Source organism: Halopenitus sp. H-Gu1 (assembly GCF_041821145.1).
Classification (GTDB): Archaea; Halobacteriota; Halobacteria; order Halobacteriales; family Haloferacaceae; genus Halopenitus.
This window is the reverse complement of record NZ_JBGUBC010000004.1, coordinates 14,273-34,178: the sequence shown is the minus strand read 5'-3', so window position 1 is coordinate 34,178 and position 19,906 is coordinate 14,273. Positions and strand designations below refer to the sequence as shown.

Genomic DNA, 19,906 nt, shown 5'->3' with positions numbered 1-19,906 from the left:
CCCTGCGGCGACCCACCTCCCGATCGAGATGCGCGCATTCTTTGCGGTCGACATCCCGGAGGAACTGGCCTCGGGGATCGCGGACGTTCAAGAGGAGCTTCACGGGGCCGACGGCCTGCGGTTCACGGACCCAGAGCAGGCACACGTGACGCTCGCGTTCCTCGGGGACGTGCCGGCGGAGACGACGGACGGATCGTCGACCGATGATTCGACTCCGAGTGCCGGCGTCGACGCCGTGACCGATGCGGGGCGTCGGGCGGTAGCCGAAGCGAACACGGGACCGTTTACGGTGTCGGTTGGTGGACTCGGCGTCTTCCCGTCGATGGAGTACATCAGCGTCGTTTGGACCGGGATCGGGGAGGGATCAACCGAGTTGGCTCGCCTTCACGAGACGATCGAGGAGCGAACGGTAGCGCTCGGCTACGAGCCGGACGAACATGAGTTCACTCCACACGTTACCCTCGCGCGGATGAACGACGCGCGGGGAAAGGACCTGGTTCAGCGAGTCGTCCGGAATCGTGACCCCGATATCGGCACGTTCACCGCAGAGCAGGTCCAGTTGAAGCGATCGCGTCTCACGTCGTCGGGACCGGTCTACGAGACGGTCGAATCGTTCCCGCTTTCGGCGTGAGACCACCCCCACGGGAGCCGTGATATCAAGGGACACGGACGCCGAGCCCGATGAAAAAGGATTAACCACGGCCCACGGATTCGTACACGTATGAACGTCCTCGTGACGGACCCGATCGCGGATGCGGGCCTCGATCGGCTCCGGGAGGCAGGCCATGAAGTACAGACAGCCTACGACGTCGACGGCGGCGAGGAGCTTCGTGAAGCCATCGCCGATGCGAACGCGCTGATCGTCCGATCGGGAACCGAGGTCACCCGCGAGATCTTCGAAGCCGCGGAGGAACTCGTGATCGTCGGCCGCGCCGGCATCGGCGTGGACAACATCGACATCGATGCTGCGACGGACCACGGCGTCATCGTGGCCAACGCTCCGGAAGGAAACGTCCGGGCGGCCGCAGAACACACCGTCGCGATGACCTTCGCGGTCGCACGGTCGATCCCGCAGGCTCACGGTCGATTGAAGGACGGCGAGTGGGCGAAAGGCGAGTACCTCGGTTCGGAGGTCAACAACAAGACGCTCGCGATCATCGGGCTCGGTCGAGTCGGCCAGGAAGTCGCAAAGCGACTCGACTCGCTGGGAATGGATCTGGTCGTCTACGACCCATACATCTCCGAGGAGCGCGCCGAACGACTCGGCGCCGAGCTGACCGACGACCTCCACAACGCCCTCGCTCAGGCCGACTTCGCGACGATCCACACCCCGCTTTTGCCCGAGACGGAGGGGATGGTTGCCGAGGACGAACTCGCGCAACTCGAGGACGGGTACCTCATCAACTGCGCCCGCGGCGGGATCGTCGACGAGGACGCCCTCGCGGCCGCGGTGGCGGACGGAACCCTCGCCGGCGCTGCCCTCGACTCGTTCGCGGTCGAACCGCTGCCGGAGGATTCGCCCCTCCTCGACGTCGACGATGTCGTCTTGACGCCGCACCTCGGCGCCTCGACGGAAGCCGCCCAGGAGAACGTCGCGACCGACACCGCTGACGCGGTGATCGCGGCGTTCAACGACGAACCCGTGCTCAACGCGCTCAACGCCCCATCAGTCGATGAGACTGCCTTCCCGCGCATCGAGCCGTACATCGACCTGGCGGAGACGGCGGGTAAGGTCGCCGCACAGCTGCTCGATGAGCGCATCGACACGGTCGAAGTGACCTACGAGGGTGACATCGCCGCCGAGGAGGTCGAACTCGTGACCGCCTCCGCGCTGAAGGGAGTCTTTGAACCCCTCGAGTGGAAGGTGAACGCGGTGAATGCGCCACAACTCGCCGAGGACCGTGGCATCGAGGTCGTGGAGTCGAAGACGCGGCAGACCGAGGATTTCCAGAGCCTCGTCCGGGTCACCGTCAGCGATGGCGACGTGGAGCTTTCCGTAGAGGGGACCCTCTTCGCCGGCGAGGACCCCCGGATCGTTCGAATCGATGGATACCGCGTTGACGCCGTCCCCTACGGCAATATGCTCGTCGCGCGCAACTACGACGAGCCGGGCGTGATCGGGCTCATCGGGACCGTTCTCGGCGACCACGGTGTGAACATCGCGGGCATGTTCAACGCCCGTGAGGTCCACGGCGGCGAGGCCCTCACCGTCTACAATCTCGATCAGGACGTTCCTGACGCCGCGATCGAGGAGCTCCTGGCCGATGATCGCATCATCGAGGTCACGGAGATCACTCTCGACGAGGCGAACGTTCGCGAGACATAACTCGAGTCAGTGGGAATGGCGGCCGATCCGCGGCTTGTGGACATCGAGAGAGGAGAGCGGTGGTGTCGTTCTGAAAATGCGTTCGACTCTACGACGACAGCACCAACGACCGGTTCCGACCCGTCGAATGTGACGGAGGCGTGAACGTCGCGACCGTGATCGACCCGTGTTACTCCGCGAGCAGTTCGAGCACCGCGCCGACGTCGTTGGCCACGGGTTCGGGGTCGTTGCCGGCTTCGTAGGCGGCGTCAGGGTCCTTCAACAGGTGACCGGTGGTGAGACAGACGACCTGCTCGTCGGCGTCGACGACGTCCTCCCGACGGAGCTTCCGGAGTCCCGCAATGCTGGCCGCCGAAGCGGGCTCGACGCCAACGCCTTCACCCGCGAGCGTACGCTGGGCGTCGGTGATTTCCTCGTCGGTGACGGCGACGGCGGTACCGCCGGTGTTTCGGATCCCCGGCAGCGCCTTCGGCGCGTTGACCGGGTTCCCGATCCGGATCGCGGTCGCACGGGTCTCGACGTCCTCCCATCGACGGACCGACTCCGCGTCGTTCTCGATCGCTTCGACCATTGGTGCGGCACCGGCGGCCTGCACGCCGGTGAGCTTCGGAACGTCGTCGATGCCGAGTGCACCCGACTGGACGAGCTCGCGAAAGGCCTTATATAGCGCCGCGGTGTTGCCGGCATTGCCCACCGGCAGGACGATCCGGTCGGGGAACGTTCCGTGGTCGTCGTGAAACGCCTCGAGGATCTCGAAACCGATCGTCTTCTGGCCCTCGAGACGGAAGGGATTGAGCGAGTTGAGCAGGTACGCCTCGCCGCGGGCGGCCAGTTCCTGGACGATATCGAGGCAGGCGTCGAAGTTGCCATCGACCTCCAGGATGCGCGCGCCGTGGAGGCTCGCCTGGGCGATCTTCCCGGCCGCAACCTTTCCAGCGGGAAGGAGCACGAGCGTCTCGAGACCGGCCCGACCGCCGTAGGCGGCGAGCGCGGCCGAGGTGTTTCCCGTGGAGGCACACGCGAGCGCGTCCACGCCGAGCCGTTCGGCGACGCGAACGCCGACGGTCATTCCTCGGTCCTTGAACGAGCCGGTCGGGTTCATCCCCTCGTGTTTGATTCGGAGGGTCTCGACGCCGACGTCTGCCTCCAGGCGAGGAACCTCGTGAAGCGGCGTATCGCCCTCCGGAAGCGTCACTCCGGATTCGAAGGGGAGTCCCTCACGGTAGCGCCAGACGCCGCGGTCGGGGCCCGGACTGGAAGCGCCCGGCCCGAAATCGTCGAAAGTGGGGGGATCGTCGTAGCGAACCTCGAGGAGGCCGTCGCAGTCGTCACAGGTGTATCGGACATCCTCGAAGGGAGCGAACGTCGAACCGCACGCGATACAGGCGAGCCACACCCCGTCGTCGGCACACGCTGGCGCCGACGGCGTGGGGGCATCGATCTCGAGCGTCATCGTTCGAGAGTTACTCCCCCAACGTAAAAGGTGGGCGGTCCGATCGTTCCGCGGGCGGACCCGACGATCACGGAACGGGACTCACGGGTCGACGGACGATGCTCCGGATTCATCGCCGGGATCGAACTCGTCGATCGTCTCGTGGACGGACGCAACCCACTCGTCAAGTGCGGCGTGGAGACGCGCTTTCGTCTCGGGGATCGAGAGCGCAGTGTACTGATAGACGTAGCCGCCCGAATCGAGCAGCCGGCGGCGGCGCTCAACGAGGCCCTTCTCCCGAAGCGTCGACAACGACCGGTTGACGTTCGACCGGTCCCGATCGAGCGCATCGGCGAGATCGGCGACGGTGCAGTTCGGATTCTCGACGAGCACGAGATACGTTCGGCTCTCGTGGTCCTTGATCCCGAACACACAGGACAGCACGTGCGCGAAGCCCGGGTCGACGTCGCCGACGAGGTCCTCGATGTCGGATCGTGGATCGGTCATCCCTCAAGGGTAGCGATCGTGAGCAATTAAAACCCGTCACCGTCTCTCGTCGGTCGTCGCCCTCCATACGCCAGGAGGACGGTCACGTCGTCGTCGATTTCGACTCCTCTTCGGTCTCGGGCAGTTCGACCCCCTCGGCGGCCTCCAGATTGGCCGTCTCCTTTTCGGCCGCGACGTGCCAGCGGTCGACGGTCGATTCGTATTCGGAGAGGATCTCCGAGACATCCGACTTCAGCTCGTCGTCGTTGACGTTTACCTCGAAGACGAACTCCTCGTCGGCGTCTCCACGGCCGACCTGCTGGATGTTGGCACTAATTAGTTCGTTGTCGAAGTAGTAGGGCGCAAGCTGGGTCATCACGTTGCGATAGACCGTGTCCTCGACCTTCCGGAGCGCCTTTCGGCCCGCGGAGTCGGCCGCGCGGGCGACGTGCTCGATCGACTCCCCCCACCGATCGAGTGCGGCCTCGTTTTCTCCTTCTTCGACCTTCTCGTAGGATTCGGAGAGCTTCTCGCCGGCCGTCTGAATGTCCTCGCCAGCCGTCTTACCGGCCTTTTCGCCCTCGCCCTCGCTTACCGAGGCCTGTCGAGCGGTCTTTTCGGAGATGTCCTCCTCGATCCGCTCGTGGGATCGGGGACGCCACTCGTCCCACTCGTGGAAGGCGTCGTTGTTCACCTCAGCCTCCCGCAGTGCCTGGGTGATCTTCTCGCCGTGTTCGACCATCTTCCCCCAGTCTCCGCGCACCTTGAACCCGGAGATGCTCTCTTCCATCGGTTGTTACTTGGCTATGTGGCGAGCCCGTAAAGGCTCTCCGACGCCCGCCGCGTTTTTGTCCACGGCGAGTTACCGAGGGACATGGGCTATCGAATCGTTGACCCCGAGGATATCGAGCCGGCACCCGATCGACCGTGTGAACTCCGGCGGCTCACGGCGGCTGCTGACCTCGAACGGATGGCGATGAACCTCTTTCGCGCCGAACCGGGAGAGCAGCTACCACTCGCCTACCACTATCACGACGAACAGGAGGAAGCCTTCTACGTACTATCGGGAACCATGCACGTCGAGACGCCCGAGGGAACCCACGAGGTACCGGAAGGTGGACTGTTCGCCGTCGGACCCGGCGATCCACAGCGCGCGTACAACCCAAAGACGGCGCACGAGACACTGGTAGTGCTCGCGGTCGGCGCCCCACCGGCGGAAGACGACGTTCACGTCTACGATCCGGACGAGGAGTAGCCTACGCGCCGTTTTCGTTCCCGTCGGCGTCCCCGTTTTCGTGTCCCTCATCGGGACGATGCGTCTCCTCGTTCATCGAGTCCCGCACGAACCACAACATCGCGAGCGTCATCGCCGCGACCGCGATCCCCGCGGCGATCGCGACCACCGTAATGGGTTCCACCATGGGTGAGTCGAGCGCGTCCTTATAAATCAACGTGTCGTCTTCGATCGCGAGGGTTCTTGACGGTCGCGGCCAACGATCCGGCAATGACCGTCTACGAGCTGTGCAAGCCGGCGCTTTTCGCGCTGCCGCCGGAGACCGCACACCGCGCCACCCATCGACTGTTGCGGGCAGTCCAGGGAACGCCCGTGACCGATCTGCTCGCGCGGCGGTACGTCGTCGAGGATCCTCGCCTGCGGACGGACGCCTTCGGGATCGAGTTTCCAAATCCCGTCGGCGTCGCCGCCGGCTTCGATAAGAACGCCGAGATTCCCCGGGCGCTCGCCGCGCTCGGATTCGGACACGTCGAGGTCGGTGGGGTCACGGCGGAGGCCCAGTCGGGGAATCCGCGTCCGCGACTGTTCCGTCTAAAGGACGATCTCGCACTCATCAACCGGATGGGCTTCAACAATCAGGGCGCAGATCGGATCGGCGAGCGCCTCGAATCCGAACCGCTTCCCGATGTCCCTGTCGGGATCAACATCGGGAAATCGAAATCGACCCCGCTTGCGGACGCCCCTGACGACTACCTGTACACCTACGAGCGCGTCGCCGACGCCGGTGACTACTTCGTCGTGAACGTTTCAAGTCCCAACACGCCCGGCCTCCGGTCGCTTCAGGATCGCGAGGCGCTGGAGTCGATCCTGGGGACGCTCACGGACGCCGGCGCCGCACCGCTTCTCGTGAAGTTCTCGCCCGACCTGCCGCGACCGGCGATCGAGGAGGCGCTCGCGGTCGTCGACGAGTACGATCTCGATGGCGTCATCGCGACGAACACGACCACGAGCCGTCCCGATTCACTGGAGAGCCCCCAACAGGTCGAGCGCGGCGGCCTCTCCGGGGAACCGATCGAGGAGGTGGCGACGGAACTGGTCCGCTTCATCGCCGAACGAACCGATGTTCCAATCGTGGGCGTCGGAGGCGTCGACGATGCCTATGGCGCCTACGCGAAGATCCGTGCGGGCGCATCGATCGTACAGTTGTACACGGGACTCGTCTATCAGGGACCGAGCATCGCCCGCGATATCAACGAGGGGGTACTCGATTTGCTTGAACGCGACGGGTTCGACTCGATCGAGGCGGCGGTCGGAGCGGATCTCTGATCGGAATCGAACGTCAACACTTATAATCGGAAGAGAACTCGACGAACGACACCCGGAACCGAACGATCGAGACGGCGGGTCACGGGGTCGTTAAAAAACACCGACCGAGCGTTGAATATAAGACGGCCGTCGACGATCATCGAGGAAGTCATGGATGCCGATCACGCCCTCAGTCACGAGGAGGCGCTTCACACCTCCTGGAACAACGATCACGCACCGGAGCTCCGGATCGAATCCGGCGAGACGGTCACGTTCGAGTGCCTCAACGACAGCGGCCCGGGGATCACGCCGGAGACCGATGCGGAGGAACTCGCGGAAACGGAGTTCATCGGCCATCATCTCACGGGACCGGTCGCCGTCGACGGTGCCGAACCGGGGGACGTCCTCCAGATCGACATTCAGGAGGTGGAACACGACGACTGGGGATACACGTTGATACGGTCGGGCGATCGAGGGAAGGGGTTGCTCCCTGAGGAATTTCCGGATCCATACCTCTACCACTGGGATCTCGACGACGACGTCGCGCCGTTTGAGGCGGGAATCGAGATTCCGATTGCCCCCTTCCCCGGCGTCGTGGGCCTCGCGCCCGCAGCGAATGGAGACCACTCGACGGGACCGCCGAGGCGTGTCGGCGGGAACATGGACATCAAACATCTCACGGCGGGATCGACGGTCTATCTGCCCGTCGAGGTGGCGGATGCCCTGTTCAGCATCGGCGACGGCCACGCTGCCCAGGGTGACGGGGAAGTCTGTGTCAGCGCCATCGAAACGCCGACGACGATCACGGCCCGAATTACGCTCCGGACGGACCTCGATATCGACGGCCCGCAATTCGAGACGACGGGACCGTTCACGCCGTCGGGGCGTGACGAACCGATGTACGCGACGACGGGGATCCGCGATGACCTCATGGACGCCACGAAGGACGCCGTCCTGGCGATGATCGATCACCTCCAGGAGCGATGGGGACTCACGCGTGAGGAGGCCTACGTTCTCTGTTCGGTTGCCGCCGATCTCAAGATCAACGAGGTCGTTGATCGACCGAACTGGGTCGTTTCGGCGTATCTAGCCGAGAGCCTGTTCGAGGAGGCGTGACGAGGGCCCCGCTGAATTCTCACTTCCCGTCGCTTCCTCACTCTCCGCCGCGTCCTCACTCTCCGTCGCTTCGAACGATCACGACGGCGTCGTCGGCGTCGAGGAGTGTTCCCTCGCCGCGGTACTGCCGTTCGGTCTCGATCTCGAACTCGTCGGGGGCCAACTCGACGCCGGCGACGTGGAGTTCGTCGTCGACGAGTTCATAATCGCCCTCCGCGATCCCAGCCTCGATATCGGCGATCGTGTCGCCGTACTTCGGGCCGACCGTCGCGTACGCGAGATCAATACCGGTCGTGACCGTCTCGACGGGCGCCTCGGCGTCCGGATACATCCGGAGGTCCTCCACGTGCATCACGCCGGTGATGTCGTCCTCGAAGCCACTGACGTTGCCGTAGACCTCGACGACTTCGAGGGGCGCATTGAGCGGGAGCTGTTCGGCGCTTTTGTACTTGCGGAGCGCACCGACGACCGCCATCGCGAGTTCGCCGGCGTCGTGGTCGGCCGAGAGGCCGAGCGGCTCGGGCCACTCGGAAAGATGGACCGACTCCGCGGCCTCGCCGTCGGCGCCTGCGGCGTACTCGGCGTGCCAGATTTCCTCCGAGACGTGGGCGAGGAACGGAGCGAACAGCTTCACGAAACGCCGATGGGCCGTCCGAAGGGTGTATTCGGCGGAGGCATCCTCGCGCTGTTTGGCGATCTCGAGGTAGTCGTCACAGAACGTCCCCCAGAAGAACGTCCGGAGACCGTCCCGTGCCTTCGAGAATTCGCGGTTCTCCAGACGCGTCGTGAGCCGTTCTATCTCCCGGTCGATCTCCGCGAGCAGCCACCGATCGAGCTCCTCCAGATCGTCGGGCTCGTCCGGGTACGGGTCGGGAGCGAGCGATTCCACGAGCTTCGAGGCGTTCCACAGCTTGCGAATGAGCTTCTCGCCGGCGCGCAGGCCTTTTTCCTGATAGGGCAGGTCGTCGCCGATCGCCGACCCGGCAGCCCAGAATCGGGCGGCGTCGACCGGGAACTGATCCATCACCGTGTCGGGTTCGACGACGTTGCCTTTCGATTTCGACATCTTCTCGCGGTTCTCGTCGAGGACCATCCCGTTGATCATCGTCGACTCGAAGGGCACCTCACCGGTGTGTTCATAACATTTGATGACGGTGTGGAACAACCAAAAGGAGATGATGTCGTGGCCCTGCGGACGGACGTCCATCGGATAGATCTCCGGTCGATCCATCGTGAACTCGCCGGCGTCCGCATCCCAGTCCCAGCCGGCGTTAATGAGCGGAGTGAGCGAGGAGGTCGCCCACGTGTCGAGGACGTCATCCTCGGGAATGAACTCGTCGTGGCCGCACTCGGGGCAGACGTCGACGGGAGGATTGTCGGAGAGGGGATCGACGGGCAGGTCCGTCTTGTCGGCGATGACCTCCGCGTCACACTCAGCACAGTACCACACCGGGAAGGGGATGCCCGAAGAGCGCTGTCTGGAGATACACCAGTCCCACTGGAGCCCTTCAACCCAGTGTTGGTACCGGGTGAACATCTTCTCGGGGAACCACTCCATCTTGCGACCGGCCTCGAGATATTCGTCGATCTTGTCGAGCACCTCGACGTACCACTGTTCGGTGACCAAGAACTCGACGCCGACGCCACACCGCTCGTGAACGTTGACGGTGTGGGTGATCGCACGCCGGTCGAGTAGGGCTCCCTCGTCCTCGAGATCGCTCACGATCGCCTCGCGGGCCTCGGAGGAGTGCATCCCCTCGTAGGGGCCCGCCTCCTCGGTCAGATGGCCCGACTCGTCGATCGCCACGCGCAGCGGGAGGTCGTGGGCCTGATACCACTCGATGTCGGTTTGGTCGCCGAAGGTACAACACATCACGATGCCGGAGCCGGTCTCCATGTCGACGCGTTCGTCCTCGAGAATCGGCACCTCCTGGCCGAAGATCGGGATCCGGGCGTGGGTTCCGACGAGGGCTTCGTTCTCCTCGTCGTCGGGGTGAACGAAGACCGCGACACAGGCGGGCAATAATTCCGGACGCGTGGTCGAGATGGTGAATTCGTCGGGACTGTCGGCGTCGTAATCGGACCGTTCCGGGTCCGCCTCGACGACCTCGAAGGCGATGTCGTGGAAGTGGGAGTCCCGTTCGTCGTCCTCGGTTTCGACCTGCGAGATCGCCGTCTCGCACTCGGGACACCAGATCGCCGGGGCCTCCTGACGGTATTCACGATCCTTTTCGTAGAGATCGATGAACGAGAGCTGGGAGATCCGCTGGACCTCCGGGGAGATGGTCCGGTAGGTGTTCGTCCAGTCGATGGAGAGGCCAACGCCCTGCATCTTCTCGGTGAAGTCCGTCTCGTACTCCCGGCAGACCTCTCGGCACTTGCGCTGGAACTCGCGGCGTTCGAAGTCCTGGTGGCGAATCCCGAGTTCCCGCTCGGCCAGTCGCTCGGAGGCGATCCCGTTGTCGTCGTAGCCAAAGGGGAACAGAACATCGCTGCCGTTCATTCGATGGAATCGGGCCACGATGTCCTGGAGGATCGAGCCGTAGACGTGTCCCCAGTGAAGGTTGCCCGAGACAGTCGGCGGGGGCGTGTCGATCGCGAACGCGGTGTCGGAATCGGCCTGTGCCTCCGGATAGGCGAACGTCTCGTTTTCGACCCATCGCCGCTGCCAGCGCGCCTCGGCGGCGTCGGGGTCATACTCTCCGCTGGGCATTCTTGGGTTGTGGTACCGCCGGTTCCCTGTTAAGCGACTCGATCGGGGAGGCCAAAGAGCGGCTGGGGCCCCGGGAGCGGCCGTCACGGCCGCCACCTACGAGCGACCGATCGTCACTCCAGCGCGTCGAGCCGGAACTCGAAGGCCGCCACCGGAAGTTCCAGATCGTGTTCGACGAGCACGGCGGGATGGACCTCGCCGATCACGCCAACCTCGACTCCGTCGATCGCGATCGCGGCCGTACGCCCGTCGAGGAACGTCGGGTGTTCGGTGGCCGGCGTCTCCAGATCGACGTCGAAGTCACGGCAGATGGCCTGCAGCCGGGCCTTCGCGTCCTCGTAGCTCGCGTCGGTGCGTGCGAGGACGGCCGCGACCGTCCGACGTTCGGCGACGTTCGTGTTCTCCGACTCGTCGCGCTCGGCCGCGAGGCCGATCTCCGCCAAGTCCTGCGGGTAGGATCGGTGGGTGTTGCGCTCGAGGACCATCAACAACGAGGGAAGCGCCCAGGATCGAAGCTGCGTGTAGTCCTCGCTGTACGGTTCGGTGATCTCGACCGGATCGCCGCCGCCGAGGACGTCGCCCCCCGGTTCGACGTTCAGCCGATCGTAGTTCTCCGCACCGCTTATCAGGTGGAAGTTCAACAGGTCCTCGAATCCGAGCCCGACGAGGCTCGCGCGCGCAGCGTCCTCAAGCCGGGAGCGGTCGTGGCGACCGCCGACGGTCCCGACATCGGGATACCGCGGCTCCAGGTCGTTGAATCCGTAGGCCCGACCCACGTCGTCGACGATGTCGTAGGGGTGAAGCACGTCGACGCGATACGGGGGGATCTCGACGTCGTAGACGACCTCCTCGCCCAACGAGTAGGTCGCATCGAGACCGGAACGCTCCAGGAGGTCGACCACCTCGTCGGAGTCGAACTCGACGCCGATCGTCGACTCGATACGGTCGTGGGAGACCGATTTTTCGGTTACCTCGAAGTCCGGACGGAGCAGATCGGCACCCGCCTGTGGATGTTCGAAATCCGAGTCGCCAATGTCGGGATAGACGACATTGACGTCCTCTATCGTCGCTCCACGGGCCGACAGCGCATAACAGACGATCGCAAGCATCCGATCGATCGTCCACTGGTCGGTCCCGGTCATCTCGACGAGCAGTTCGCGGCTCCCCGTCCGCACCTCGGTCCGGCGGCCGTTGATCACTGGCGGGAACGAGAAGAGTCCGAGGTCGTCGTATATCGCTGGATACCGGTCATATTCGTCGACGAGGTCGGCGTACGTGCGGCCGGTGTCATGCTCTTCGAGTACTTCGGTGGGAGTCAATTCGGCGTCGGAATCGAGGGGGACGAACGTGTCGCCGTCGGGCTCGATCCCGCGGTAGGTGATCGTGTTGGCCGCTCCGTCTGGGCCGGTTTGACCCTTGATCATCGCCAAGTCGTGGATCCCGATCGCGCCCTTGGCACGCTTTCGACCCATCGTCGCGTGGAGCTTCTCCTGGAGTTGGATGAGCGAGTCGAGCGCGGCGTCGTCCAGATCGACGCCACGGATCACGGCGCCGGTGACGTAGGGGCGTTCCTCGGGGACGGATCCATCGACCTCAAGCGTCCAGTCGGCATCGTTGGTGGCTGGAACGTGAACGCCGCGAGCGTCGCCGTAGTGGTATCGCAGGGATCTGGCGACCCCTTCAACGGAGAGTCGATCGAGGCGGTCCGGAGCAAACTCGAGTTGGAGGTCCCCCGCCTCGGTTTCACCCTCGAACTCCAGGCCGAGCGCGAACAGGTCCTCGATGAACTCCTCATCGGACTTCTCGTGGCCGGTCAACTCGCGGAGTTCGTCGGGATCGACGTCGACGACGGGCATTATCGCACCACCTCCGTTTCCCGCAACAGTTCGAGATCACAGAGCGTTCCGTGCACGTCTCGGATGTCGTCGAATCCGTACATCAACATGAGTAGGCGTTCCAGCGCGAGCCCCCAGGCCATGACGTCACACTCGACGCCGAGCGGACCCAGAACCTCCTCGCGAAACATCCCCGAGTTGCCGATCTCGATGAGTTCGTCCGTCTCGGGGTGACGGCCGAACAGCTCGAAGGACGGTTCCGTGTATGGGTTATAGTGGGGCTTGAACTGGACGTCAGTGATTCCGAACTGGCGGTAGAACTCCTCGAAGGTACCCATTAGATCGCGTACCGAGAGGTCCTCGGCCATCACCCACCCCTCGATCTGGAAGAATTCGAGCAGATGTGTCGGATCGAGGGTGTCGTTTCGATAGACCTTCTCGACGGAGAAGAAACGCTGTGGCGGCTCCAGATCGCCCATCGCGAACCCCGAGAGGTGACGCATCGACAGCGAAGTGGTGTGGCCGCGAAGATCGATCTCGCGCGCGACGTCTTCGGTCCACGGCGAGTGGTAGCCGTCGCCGTCCTCGCCCCATCCTTCGCGGTGGGCGCGCTCGACGCGCTCAAGGAGGTTCGGGGGAATTCGGTCCATTGGCGGAAGATCGAGGGCGAACTGGTCCCAGTGGGTCCGTGCAGGGTGGTCCTGGGGCATGAACAGACAGTCGTTGATCCAGAATTCCGCGTCGGCGTGGGGGCCCTCCATCTCCCGAAAGCCCATCCCGACCAGAACGTCCTTTACCCGGTCCGCGGTCTGCCGGAGGATGTGCTTTCGTCCGCCCGTCGCGGTCGTGGCGTCGGCCTCGACGTTGTACTCCGTGAACTCGACGGTCTCCCACTCGCCGTTCGTCAGCATCTCGGGGGTGAGCCGGTCGACCGTCTCCGCCGTCTCGATCCCCTCCATCAGGGCCGTCACGCCCTCCTCGGAGAGGGTCACCGATCGGACGGTCGATTCGGACCGTTCGAGGAGTCCGCGGCGCTCCAGGCGGTCGATGACGTCAGCATCGAACTCGTCCGTGGATTCGAGTCCCTCCTCGCCCGCATCGACGACGTTCTCGAGGACGATCCGCTCCGGATCGTCAGCCGGGTCGGCGTCGGGAGTCGCCGATAGGTCCCCGGCATCGATCGTGCCGTATCCCTTGCGGGCGTAATTCGACAGGGCGATGTCGACCGCGGGCCCCTCGAGTTCGGCGCGGTCGATCACCGCACCCATCGAGAGCGGTTCCTCGTCCGCGCCGGCGTCGATCGCGGCTCGGTAGAGGCGAACCTCGGGCAGGCCGACATCGGCGTACTCGCGGCCCTCCTCGGTGGCGACGAGGGAGACCGTCTCCGATTCGGAGACGTCGAGTAAGTCCTCCTCGCGAAGTTCGAAGACGATCCGGGTGACGGTCTCGGGCTTCTCGTCGAGTTCCGTCGCCAGGTCGTCGATCGTTCGTTCGTCGGTCGCGCTCGCGGCCTCGAGGACCGCGAGTTGGGCTTCCGTGAGTCGCATATGATGTGTTCGTGTCGTGGATTCGCGTCGGGCGTCAGGTCGGCTCTCGTCGTACGTTCGGTAGTCCACACGCTGTAAGCGTTCCGTGTTCGGCCGACGATCGGCGATCGTCACGTCGGCTCGCGTGATTTCACCGTCCCGAAGGGGAACGGATCCGCCACGCGCGGGTCACCGAAAAACGAACTCGAACCCGTCGGGGGCGCGGTCGCAAGCGATCCGTCCGAAGGTGGGTTCGAGTACCATGATCGTGTGTGACACGGGCGGGATTATATACGTTGCGTCACAGCATCCACGTCGCCGTTGCGTCACGGCCCCCGTTTCGCCACGGCATCCACGACCGTCCCGATTTCCTCACGGCATCCACGTCGGTTACACAGCCAGCGAGCGTTCTCGATCGGTCGGATCGAGGATCGAGAAGACGGGCGTCGATCCGAGGGTGGGCGAAAAGCGACCGGTCGGAGACGGCCGAGTTAGCTGGATATAGAGGCTAAGCCCCCATCCTCAACGGAGCGACCGAAGGGAGCGGAGTAGGGTGGGGATACAGCGTCCCCAGAAATCTCCGATTTCTGGTGTGCGAACGAATCGCTCCGCGATTCGTTAACGCCTGTGGAGAGTGCGCCCCCTACGGACACCTCCGTGTCTGCAAAGCGCGTCGTGGAAGCAGGAAGCCCTACGCTCAAGGAGCGAACGGCGTCAGCCGTGAGCGAGTAGGGGTAGGGTAGTTCACACGGCCAGATAGTCGGCGACCGCGTCCTCATCAGTGAGTGACTCGCCGCCTATCTCGTCGACGATCTCGCCGCGCTCCATGGCGTAACACCGGTCAGCCATGCCGCGGATGACCCCGAGATTCTGCTCGACGAAGAGGATGGTCGTCCCCAACTCGTCGTTTATCGTCCGCATGTCCTCGCTGATCCGATCGACGATGGAGGGTTGAACCCCCTCGCTCGGCTCGTCGAGCAACAGAAGGTCCGGGTCGGCGACGAGCGCGCGTGCGATCGCGAGCATCTGCTGTTGGCCACCCGAGAGCGTCCCGCCGGCCTGGGTGGCTCGATCCTCAAGGATGGGAAACAGCTCGTATATCTCCTCATAGCGCGTGCGCGAGGCACCGGCGTTGACGTGTTCGCCCATCCGGAGGTTCTGTTCGACGGTGAGTTCCGGGAAGACGTCGCGTCCCTGCGGGATATAGCCGATCCCTGCACGGGCTCGTTCGTCGGCCGACGCGCCGGTGAGATCCTCGCCGTGATAGCTCACGGTCCCGTTCGAGGGGTCGAGAAGCCCCATCACGGTCCGCATCAGGGTGGTCTTTCCGACGCCGTTTTTCCCCACGACGCCGACGATCTCGCTTTCCTCGACGGTCAGATCGACGTCCCGAAGCACGGGCGTGGCACCGTAGCCGGCCGTCACGCCGGACAGTTCAAGCGTCGCCATCACTCATCGCCCTCCTCGCCGAGGTAGATGCGACGGACCTCGGGATCCGCCTCGATCTCCGAGAGCGGCCCTTCGCGGAAGACATCCCCGCGGTGGAGTACCGTAACGGCGTCGGCGATCTCGGCGACGAAGTCGGTGTCGTGTTCGATGACGACGAAGGCGATGCCGCGCTTCTCGTTGAGCGCGGTCACGCGGTCGGCGATCCCCCGGCGCTCGTCGACCGAAAGCCCGGCGACGGGCTCGTCGAGCAACAGGAGGTCAGGCTCTAAGGACGCCGCCATGCCGATCTCGAGTTGCTGTTGTTGGCCGTGAGAGAGATCGCTTGCGGGCACGTTCGCGTAGCCTTCGAGACCGGCCGCGGCGATCGTCTCGCCGATCCGCCGCTCGCGGTCGTCACCGCTTGCAGTTCGCTGGATCGGTAGTTGTGCATTCTCGCGAACGGTGAGATCTCCGTAGACGGAGGGAACCTGAAACTTCATGCTGATACCCCGTTTGACCCGCTCGTGGGGCGGCAGATCGGTGATGTCGCCGCCGTCGTAGTAGATGCTGCCGGCGGTCGGCTCGTGGGTTCCGGTGATGAGCTTCAAGAGGGTCGATTTGCCGGCGCCGTTCGGGCCGATCAGACAGCGGAGTTCGCCCTCCTCGACCGCGAACCCGGGCTCGTCGGTGGCGGTGAAGCCGCCGAACTTCTTGATCAGTCCATCCGTCTGTAACAGCGTGTCGCTACGGTCGCCGGTCGCCAGGCCGGCGGCGGTCTCGCGGACGTCGAGATCGATGTTCTGTGGATCGTCGGCCGAGGATCGGCTTCCGCTCATGGATCGGTCACCTCCGTAGCCGTCTCGGGAGCGTCGGGTGTCTCGATGTCGGTCGGATCCGGCCGGTTTCGCACGAACGTCTCGTGGATCCAGGGAACGATACCGCCGGGCAGCGCGAGGATGGTCCCGACGAGCAGTCCTCCGAGGATGACGAGCGCGAGTTCGCCCTGCATCGACACACGGACGTACTCGACTGCGATCGTCGCGACGATGGCCCCGAGCAGGCTCTTGCGACCGCCGACGCTCACCCAGATGACCGGCAGAGTGGCGAACAGCAACGAGAAGACCGTCGGATCGATGAAGACGTTTCGGGCGGCATAGAGCACGCCGGAGAGACCGGCAAGTGCGCCACCGAGGGTGAACGCCAGGAGCTTCGTGCGCTCGACGTGGTAGCCGAACATCCGCGTGCGGTCCTCATCCTCCCGGACCGCGACCATCACGCGGCCGAAATCGGAGTTGACGAGCATGCGCAACCCGAGGTAACTCGCTACGAGCATCGCGAGCGCGAGATAGTAGAACGGGTCGATCTCGACGGCTCCGACGACCGGAAGCGTGAGTTCGATCTCGTTGTAGACGAACTGGTAGGAGGCCCCCTCGACGCCAAGCGCCAAAAGCGGGATCTGTGGCATTCCGTTGAATCCGCCGAGTGCGGCCTCGCCGATCGTCCACTCCGAGCCGGCGGTCTGGGCCATAAACGTGTGTAACACCATCGTCGAGACGAGCGTGATGATGGTGACGTAGACGTCACGGACGCCGCCGTAGAACATGAAGTAACCGAGCAACGCGGCACCGAGGGCACCGCCGACGACGCCCACCACGAGCGCGGCGGTGATGCCTTGCGGGGAGGCGAAGTTGATCGAAACCACGCCGAAGGCGTAGCCGCCGATCCCGAAGAAGACCACCTGCCCGAAGCTCAACACCCCCGCGTAGCCCCACACGAGCGACAACGAGAGCCCCAACAGCGCCAACACGAGAAACAGCGAGAGCTGTCCACCCCCGCCGACGAAGGGGTAACCGACGAGCGCGAGCACGACGAGCAGAAACCCGATCCAGAAACCGGTCGAGTTGCCGATCGTGTTCGGCCCCTCAAGTCGGCGACGAATCCGGGCAAGGATCACGGCGCCGGATCCGGCATCGACAGCCATCTACGCTCCCTCCCGTCTGCGGGTGCGAACGCGTTCGATGAATCCGGTGATCCCCTCCGGCAGGAACCGGAGCGCGAGCAGCGCAGCCACGAGCAGCGCGATCCGGCCGATGAACGTGCCGTAGAGGTTCGAGAAGGTCGCCTCGATGATTCCGAGGACGCCGCCGGAAAGCGCCGTCCCGACGACGACGCTGGAACCGCCGACGACGACCGCAACGAACGCCTCGACAAGGAACTGACTCCCGAGCGTGGGCTGCATCGAGACGATCGGAGCGAACAGCGCGCCGGTCAATCCGGCGAGTCCCGATCCGATCGCGAAGGTCGTCATGTAGATACGCTCGGTGTCGACCCCGAGCGCACGGGCCGTCCGCTCGTCCTGAATGGTCGCACGAGCTCGCATTCCGTAGTCGGTGTGGGTAAAGACGTAATACACCGCACCGAGCACAGCAATGCTGACGCCGGCGAGTACGATCCGGTAGGTCGAGTACGAAAAGGACCCGTAGGCGACTGCGCCGAGCGGCGTGGGGACCTGATCGATCGAGTTGCCGAAGACGATCCGGGCTCCCTGGACCATCACGAGGCTGAGTCCGAAGGTGGCAACCATCGAGTCCGCGAGCCGGTCATAGAGCGGCTCGACCAGGTCACGACCCAGGAACCGCCGTCCGATCGCGTTCGGTATCGAACCGGAGATGATCGTTCGTTCGACGACGATCCCGAAGATCGCGGTGACGAACGCGCCGGCGACCATCGCGAGCGGCAACGGCAGGCCGACGCCGGTGACCGCGAGCGTCGTCGCGTAGGCCCCGACGAGGATGAACTCCCCGTGTGCGAGGTTGATCACGCCCATTATTCCGAAGACGATCGCCAACCCCACCGCGGCCAGCACGATGAACGCGAAGCTATCGAGGAACTGAAACGCGAGGTTGAGCGTGTTTACCATTCCTATTCGGCCTCCTCGAAGTAGTCCACTGGGGTGTACTGGGTCTGTTCGTCCGTCTCACGGAGGTCACAGCCGACCGTTTCCGAGAGGAACCGTTCCGGAACCGGGCGGTCCTGGACGGCCTCAAGGGTGTGCTCGTCGTCGGCGCGCATGACCCACATGTGGTGGTCGACGTGGTGGGTGGCACCGTCGAGTTCGATCGTCTCGCCCTCGGGCGCCTCCGGAGCACGTTCCGTACCGAGGCTGATGCCCGACTCAAGTGCCTCGATGACCTCTGGCTGTTCGAGCGTGCCGGCCTGTTCGACGGCCTGTTTGTACATGTACACGGAGGAGTAGTTGGTCTCCGCTTCCTCGTTGAGGTAGGGGGCATCCGGGTACATCTCGAAGTAGCGGTCGACGAAGCCGCCGTCCCCCATGTTGCTCTCGGTCGGAACCTCCTCCATGTAGTTGACGCCGGCGTAGATGTTCGCCATCGCCGGCGGGTCGAGTCGGCGGTGCTCGTACCCCTGTGCCATCGCCGTCGAGGTTCCGATCGGGACATCGAGACCGGAGGACGCCTTCTGTTCGTAGAAGGCGGTGTGGTTTGCACCGACGAGCATCGACATCACGAAGTCCGGATCGGCCTCCTGGATGCGGTTGATGGTCGAGCCGAACGAGGATTCGCTAAGCGGGATGAACTCCTCGCCGACCACCTCGGCGTCGTTCTCGCCCGCGAGTACCTTCACCCAGTCGGCCGAGAGCTGGCCGAAGTTGTAGTCGGCCGCGATAGTGTAGATCTCCGGACCGTACTCCTCACGGAGGTACGGCAGGACGGTCCCGAGCTGTTGGCGGGCGGTCGGACCGACCGCGAAGGTCGTCCCGTCGCAGACGCCCCCCTCGTACTGGGTCGTGTAGAAGTAGAGCTGCTCGTTGCGGTTGATGATCGGCCGGATGGCTTCCCGCGTCGCCGAGGAGTAGCCCGCCCACAGAGCGTCGACCTCGTTCTCGTGTATCATCTCGCGGGTGAGTTCCTGGTACCGCTGGTTGTCCGACTGCGGATCGCGGTCGTAGACCTCGATCTGCTTACCGTCGATCCCGCCAGCGTTGTTGATCTCCTGGATGGCGAGCATCGTCGCCTTGTGTTTCGGGTCCCCGACGAGCGCAAAGTTCCCCGACTGGTCCTCCAGGACGCCGATCTTCACGACGTCGTCGCTGCTTGCGGTGTCGGTAGTTGTGCCGCCGTTTCCGTCGTTCCCGCTCCCGTTCCCGTTTCCACCGTTTTCGCTCCCCTCGCCGCTCGAACATCCTGCAAACGCCGAGACGCCCGCGGCGCCGGCCGCGGTCAGGAACGTCCGACGGTCGATCGGGGTCCGACTCACGCCGATTCCCCCATATTGAGATCCAGATTATCAACCGTATTCGGGTATTCTACACAGTTCTTGGTACTAAAACTCGGGATAGGACTACATTCGTCCATCATTTGGTACACACTGCGTGGATTCTACAGTACACGGATAAACCTTTCTACATGAGTAATAAGACTGAATTAAATATACATATGGATATAAGGACATACGAACCAGGTCGTTCAGAGAAAATCGGGGGA

Annotated in this window: 17 protein-coding genes; 5 read left to right on the top strand and 12 right to left on the bottom strand. The window is 64.1% G+C overall.

The window, feature by feature from the left end; genetic code table 11:
- Nucleotides 1-28 precede the first annotated feature (28 nt).
- Together thpR and serA are read left to right on the top strand one after the other, a co-directional pair.
- Nucleotides 29-631: an RNA 2',3'-cyclic phosphodiesterase gene (gene thpR / locus ACERIT_RS04325; RefSeq protein WP_373673602.1), complete on the top strand. Its 603-nt coding sequence runs from the start codon at nt 29-31 to the stop codon at nt 629-631.
- A gap of 90 nt (nt 632-721) precedes the next feature.
- Nucleotides 722-2,326, top strand: a complete 1,605-nt coding sequence (serA, locus tag ACERIT_RS04320) for a phosphoglycerate dehydrogenase (RefSeq protein WP_373673601.1) — start codon at nt 722-724, stop codon at nt 2,324-2,326.
- 169 nt (nt 2,327-2,495) lie between these two features.
- Here serA and thrC read toward each other — a convergent pair whose 3' ends face one another.
- From thrC to ACERIT_RS04305, 3 genes are all read right to left on the bottom strand, one after another.
- The gene (gene thrC / locus ACERIT_RS04315; RefSeq protein WP_373673600.1) at nt 2,496-3,779 is read right to left on the bottom strand and encodes a threonine synthase; all 1,284 of its coding nucleotides are present in this window, start codon (nt 3,777-3,779) and stop codon (nt 2,496-2,498) included.
- Nucleotides 3,780-3,860: 81 nt separating this feature from the next.
- Nucleotides 3,861-4,265 (bottom strand): helix-turn-helix domain-containing protein, encoded by a 405-nt coding sequence (locus ACERIT_RS04310; RefSeq protein WP_373673599.1) that lies wholly within the window; start codon nt 4,263-4,265, stop codon nt 3,861-3,863.
- An 82-nt stretch (nt 4,266-4,347) separates the two neighbouring features.
- Complete coding sequence (locus ACERIT_RS04305) at nt 4,348-5,034, bottom strand: DUF5828 family protein (RefSeq protein WP_373673598.1); 687 nt, start codon at nt 5,032-5,034, stop codon at nt 4,348-4,350.
- Nucleotides 5,035-5,118: 84 nt separating this feature from the next.
- Between ACERIT_RS04305 and ACERIT_RS04300 the strand changes: the two genes are divergently transcribed.
- Entirely contained in the window at nt 5,119-5,499 is a 381-nt protein-coding gene (locus ACERIT_RS04300; RefSeq protein ID WP_373673597.1) for a cupin domain-containing protein, read from the top strand.
- Between the two features lies 1 nt (nt 5,500).
- On the opposite strand, the gene ACERIT_RS04295 is transcribed toward ACERIT_RS04300, so the two are convergent.
- The gene (locus tag ACERIT_RS04295; protein WP_373673596.1) at nt 5,501-5,665 is read right to left on the bottom strand and encodes a hypothetical protein; all 165 of its coding nucleotides are present in this window, start codon (nt 5,663-5,665) and stop codon (nt 5,501-5,503) included.
- Between the two features lie 83 nt (nt 5,666-5,748).
- On the opposite strand from ACERIT_RS04295, the gene ACERIT_RS04290 reads away from it, so the two are divergent.
- Both ACERIT_RS04290 and ACERIT_RS04285 read left to right on the top strand, forming a co-directional pair.
- Nucleotides 5,749-6,804, top strand: a complete 1,056-nt coding sequence (locus ACERIT_RS04290) for a quinone-dependent dihydroorotate dehydrogenase (protein ID WP_373673594.1) — start codon at nt 5,749-5,751, stop codon at nt 6,802-6,804.
- Nucleotides 6,805-6,954: 150 nt separating this feature from the next.
- Nucleotides 6,955-7,899 carry an acetamidase/formamidase family protein gene (locus tag ACERIT_RS04285; protein ID WP_373673593.1) on the top strand — a complete coding sequence of 315 codons (945 nt, stop codon included), beginning with the start codon at nt 6,955-6,957 and terminating at the stop codon, nt 7,897-7,899.
- A 55-nt stretch (nt 7,900-7,954) separates the two neighbouring features.
- Here the strand turns inward: ACERIT_RS04285 and ACERIT_RS04280 are convergent, their stop codons facing one another.
- The 8 genes from ACERIT_RS04280 to ACERIT_RS04245 form a co-directional block, all read right to left on the bottom strand.
- The gene (locus ACERIT_RS04280; protein WP_373673592.1) at nt 7,955-10,612 is read right to left on the bottom strand and encodes a valine--tRNA ligase; all 2,658 of its coding nucleotides are present in this window, start codon (nt 10,610-10,612) and stop codon (nt 7,955-7,957) included.
- Nucleotides 10,613-10,725: 113 nt separating this feature from the next.
- Nucleotides 10,726-12,468, bottom strand: a complete 1,743-nt coding sequence (gene pheT / locus ACERIT_RS04275; protein ID WP_373673591.1) for a phenylalanine--tRNA ligase subunit beta — start codon at nt 12,466-12,468, stop codon at nt 10,726-10,728.
- Complete coding sequence (locus ACERIT_RS04270; protein ID WP_373673590.1) at nt 12,468-13,994, bottom strand: phenylalanine--tRNA ligase subunit alpha; 1,527 nt, start codon at nt 13,992-13,994, stop codon at nt 12,468-12,470. The genes pheT and ACERIT_RS04270 overlap by 1 nt, the downstream gene beginning before the upstream one ends.
- A 723-nt stretch (nt 13,995-14,717) precedes the next feature.
- A complete protein-coding gene (locus tag ACERIT_RS04265) occupies nt 14,718-15,422 on the bottom strand; it encodes an ABC transporter ATP-binding protein (RefSeq protein WP_373673589.1) in 705 nt (234 codons plus the stop codon).
- Nucleotides 15,422-16,237: an ABC transporter ATP-binding protein gene (locus ACERIT_RS04260; RefSeq protein WP_373673588.1), complete on the bottom strand. Its 816-nt coding sequence runs from the start codon at nt 16,235-16,237 to the stop codon at nt 15,422-15,424. The genes ACERIT_RS04265 and ACERIT_RS04260 overlap by 1 nt, the downstream gene beginning before the upstream one ends.
- Complete coding sequence (locus tag ACERIT_RS04255; RefSeq protein WP_373673587.1) at nt 16,234-17,382, bottom strand: urea ABC transporter permease; 1,149 nt, start codon at nt 17,380-17,382, stop codon at nt 16,234-16,236. Before ACERIT_RS04255 ends, ACERIT_RS04260 begins: the two co-directional genes overlap by 4 nt.
- Nucleotides 17,383-18,321 (bottom strand): urea ABC transporter, permease protein UrtB, encoded by a 939-nt coding sequence (gene urtB / locus ACERIT_RS04250; protein WP_373673586.1) that lies wholly within the window; start codon nt 18,319-18,321, stop codon nt 17,383-17,385.
- 2 nt (nt 18,322-18,323) lie between these two features.
- A complete protein-coding gene (locus ACERIT_RS04245) occupies nt 18,324-19,679 on the bottom strand; it encodes an urea ABC transporter substrate-binding protein (RefSeq protein ID WP_373673585.1) in 1,356 nt (451 codons plus the stop codon).
- Nucleotides 19,680-19,906 lie beyond the last annotated feature (227 nt).

What these genes read in the sequence shown, in the direction of transcription:
- ACERIT_RS04310 (WP_373673599.1), bottom strand. Translation starts at nt 4,265, where the DNA reads ATGACCGATCCACGATCCGACATCGAGGACCTCGTCGGCGACGTCGAC.
- ACERIT_RS04290 (WP_373673594.1), top strand. Translation starts at nt 5,749, where the DNA reads ATGACCGTCTACGAGCTGTGCAAGCCGGCGCTTTTCGCGCTGCCGCCG.
- ACERIT_RS04255 (WP_373673587.1), bottom strand. Translation starts at nt 17,382, where the DNA reads ATGGCTGTCGATGCCGGATCCGGCGCCGTGATCCTTGCCCGGATTCGT.
- ACERIT_RS04265 (WP_373673589.1), bottom strand. Translation starts at nt 15,422, where the DNA reads ATGGCGACGCTTGAACTGTCCGGCGTGACGGCCGGCTACGGTGCCACG.
- ACERIT_RS04300 (WP_373673597.1), top strand. Translation starts at nt 5,119, where the DNA reads ATGGGCTATCGAATCGTTGACCCCGAGGATATCGAGCCGGCACCCGAT.
- thrC (WP_373673600.1), bottom strand. Translation starts at nt 3,779, where the DNA reads ATGACGCTCGAGATCGATGCCCCCACGCCGTCGGCGCCAGCGTGTGCC.
- serA (WP_373673601.1), top strand. Translation starts at nt 722, where the DNA reads ATGAACGTCCTCGTGACGGACCCGATCGCGGATGCGGGCCTCGATCGG.
- ACERIT_RS04285 (WP_373673593.1), top strand. Translation starts at nt 6,955, where the DNA reads ATGGATGCCGATCACGCCCTCAGTCACGAGGAGGCGCTTCACACCTCC.
- thpR (WP_373673602.1), top strand. Translation starts at nt 29, where the DNA reads ATGCGCGCATTCTTTGCGGTCGACATCCCGGAGGAACTGGCCTCGGGG.
- ACERIT_RS04295 (WP_373673596.1), bottom strand. Translation starts at nt 5,665, where the DNA reads ATGGTGGAACCCATTACGGTGGTCGCGATCGCCGCGGGGATCGCGGTC.
- ACERIT_RS04270 (WP_373673590.1), bottom strand. Translation starts at nt 13,994, where the DNA reads ATGCGACTCACGGAAGCCCAACTCGCGGTCCTCGAGGCCGCGAGCGCG.
- ACERIT_RS04305 (WP_373673598.1), bottom strand. Translation starts at nt 5,034, where the DNA reads ATGGAAGAGAGCATCTCCGGGTTCAAGGTGCGCGGAGACTGGGGGAAG.
- pheT (WP_373673591.1), bottom strand. Translation starts at nt 12,468, where the DNA reads ATGCCCGTCGTCGACGTCGATCCCGACGAACTCCGCGAGTTGACCGGC.
- ACERIT_RS04280 (WP_373673592.1), bottom strand. Translation starts at nt 10,612, where the DNA reads ATGCCCAGCGGAGAGTATGACCCCGACGCCGCCGAGGCGCGCTGGCAG.
- ACERIT_RS04260 (WP_373673588.1), bottom strand. Translation starts at nt 16,237, where the DNA reads ATGAGCGGAAGCCGATCCTCGGCCGACGATCCACAGAACATCGATCTC.
- urtB (WP_373673586.1), bottom strand. Translation starts at nt 18,321, where the DNA reads ATGGTAAACACGCTCAACCTCGCGTTTCAGTTCCTCGATAGCTTCGCG.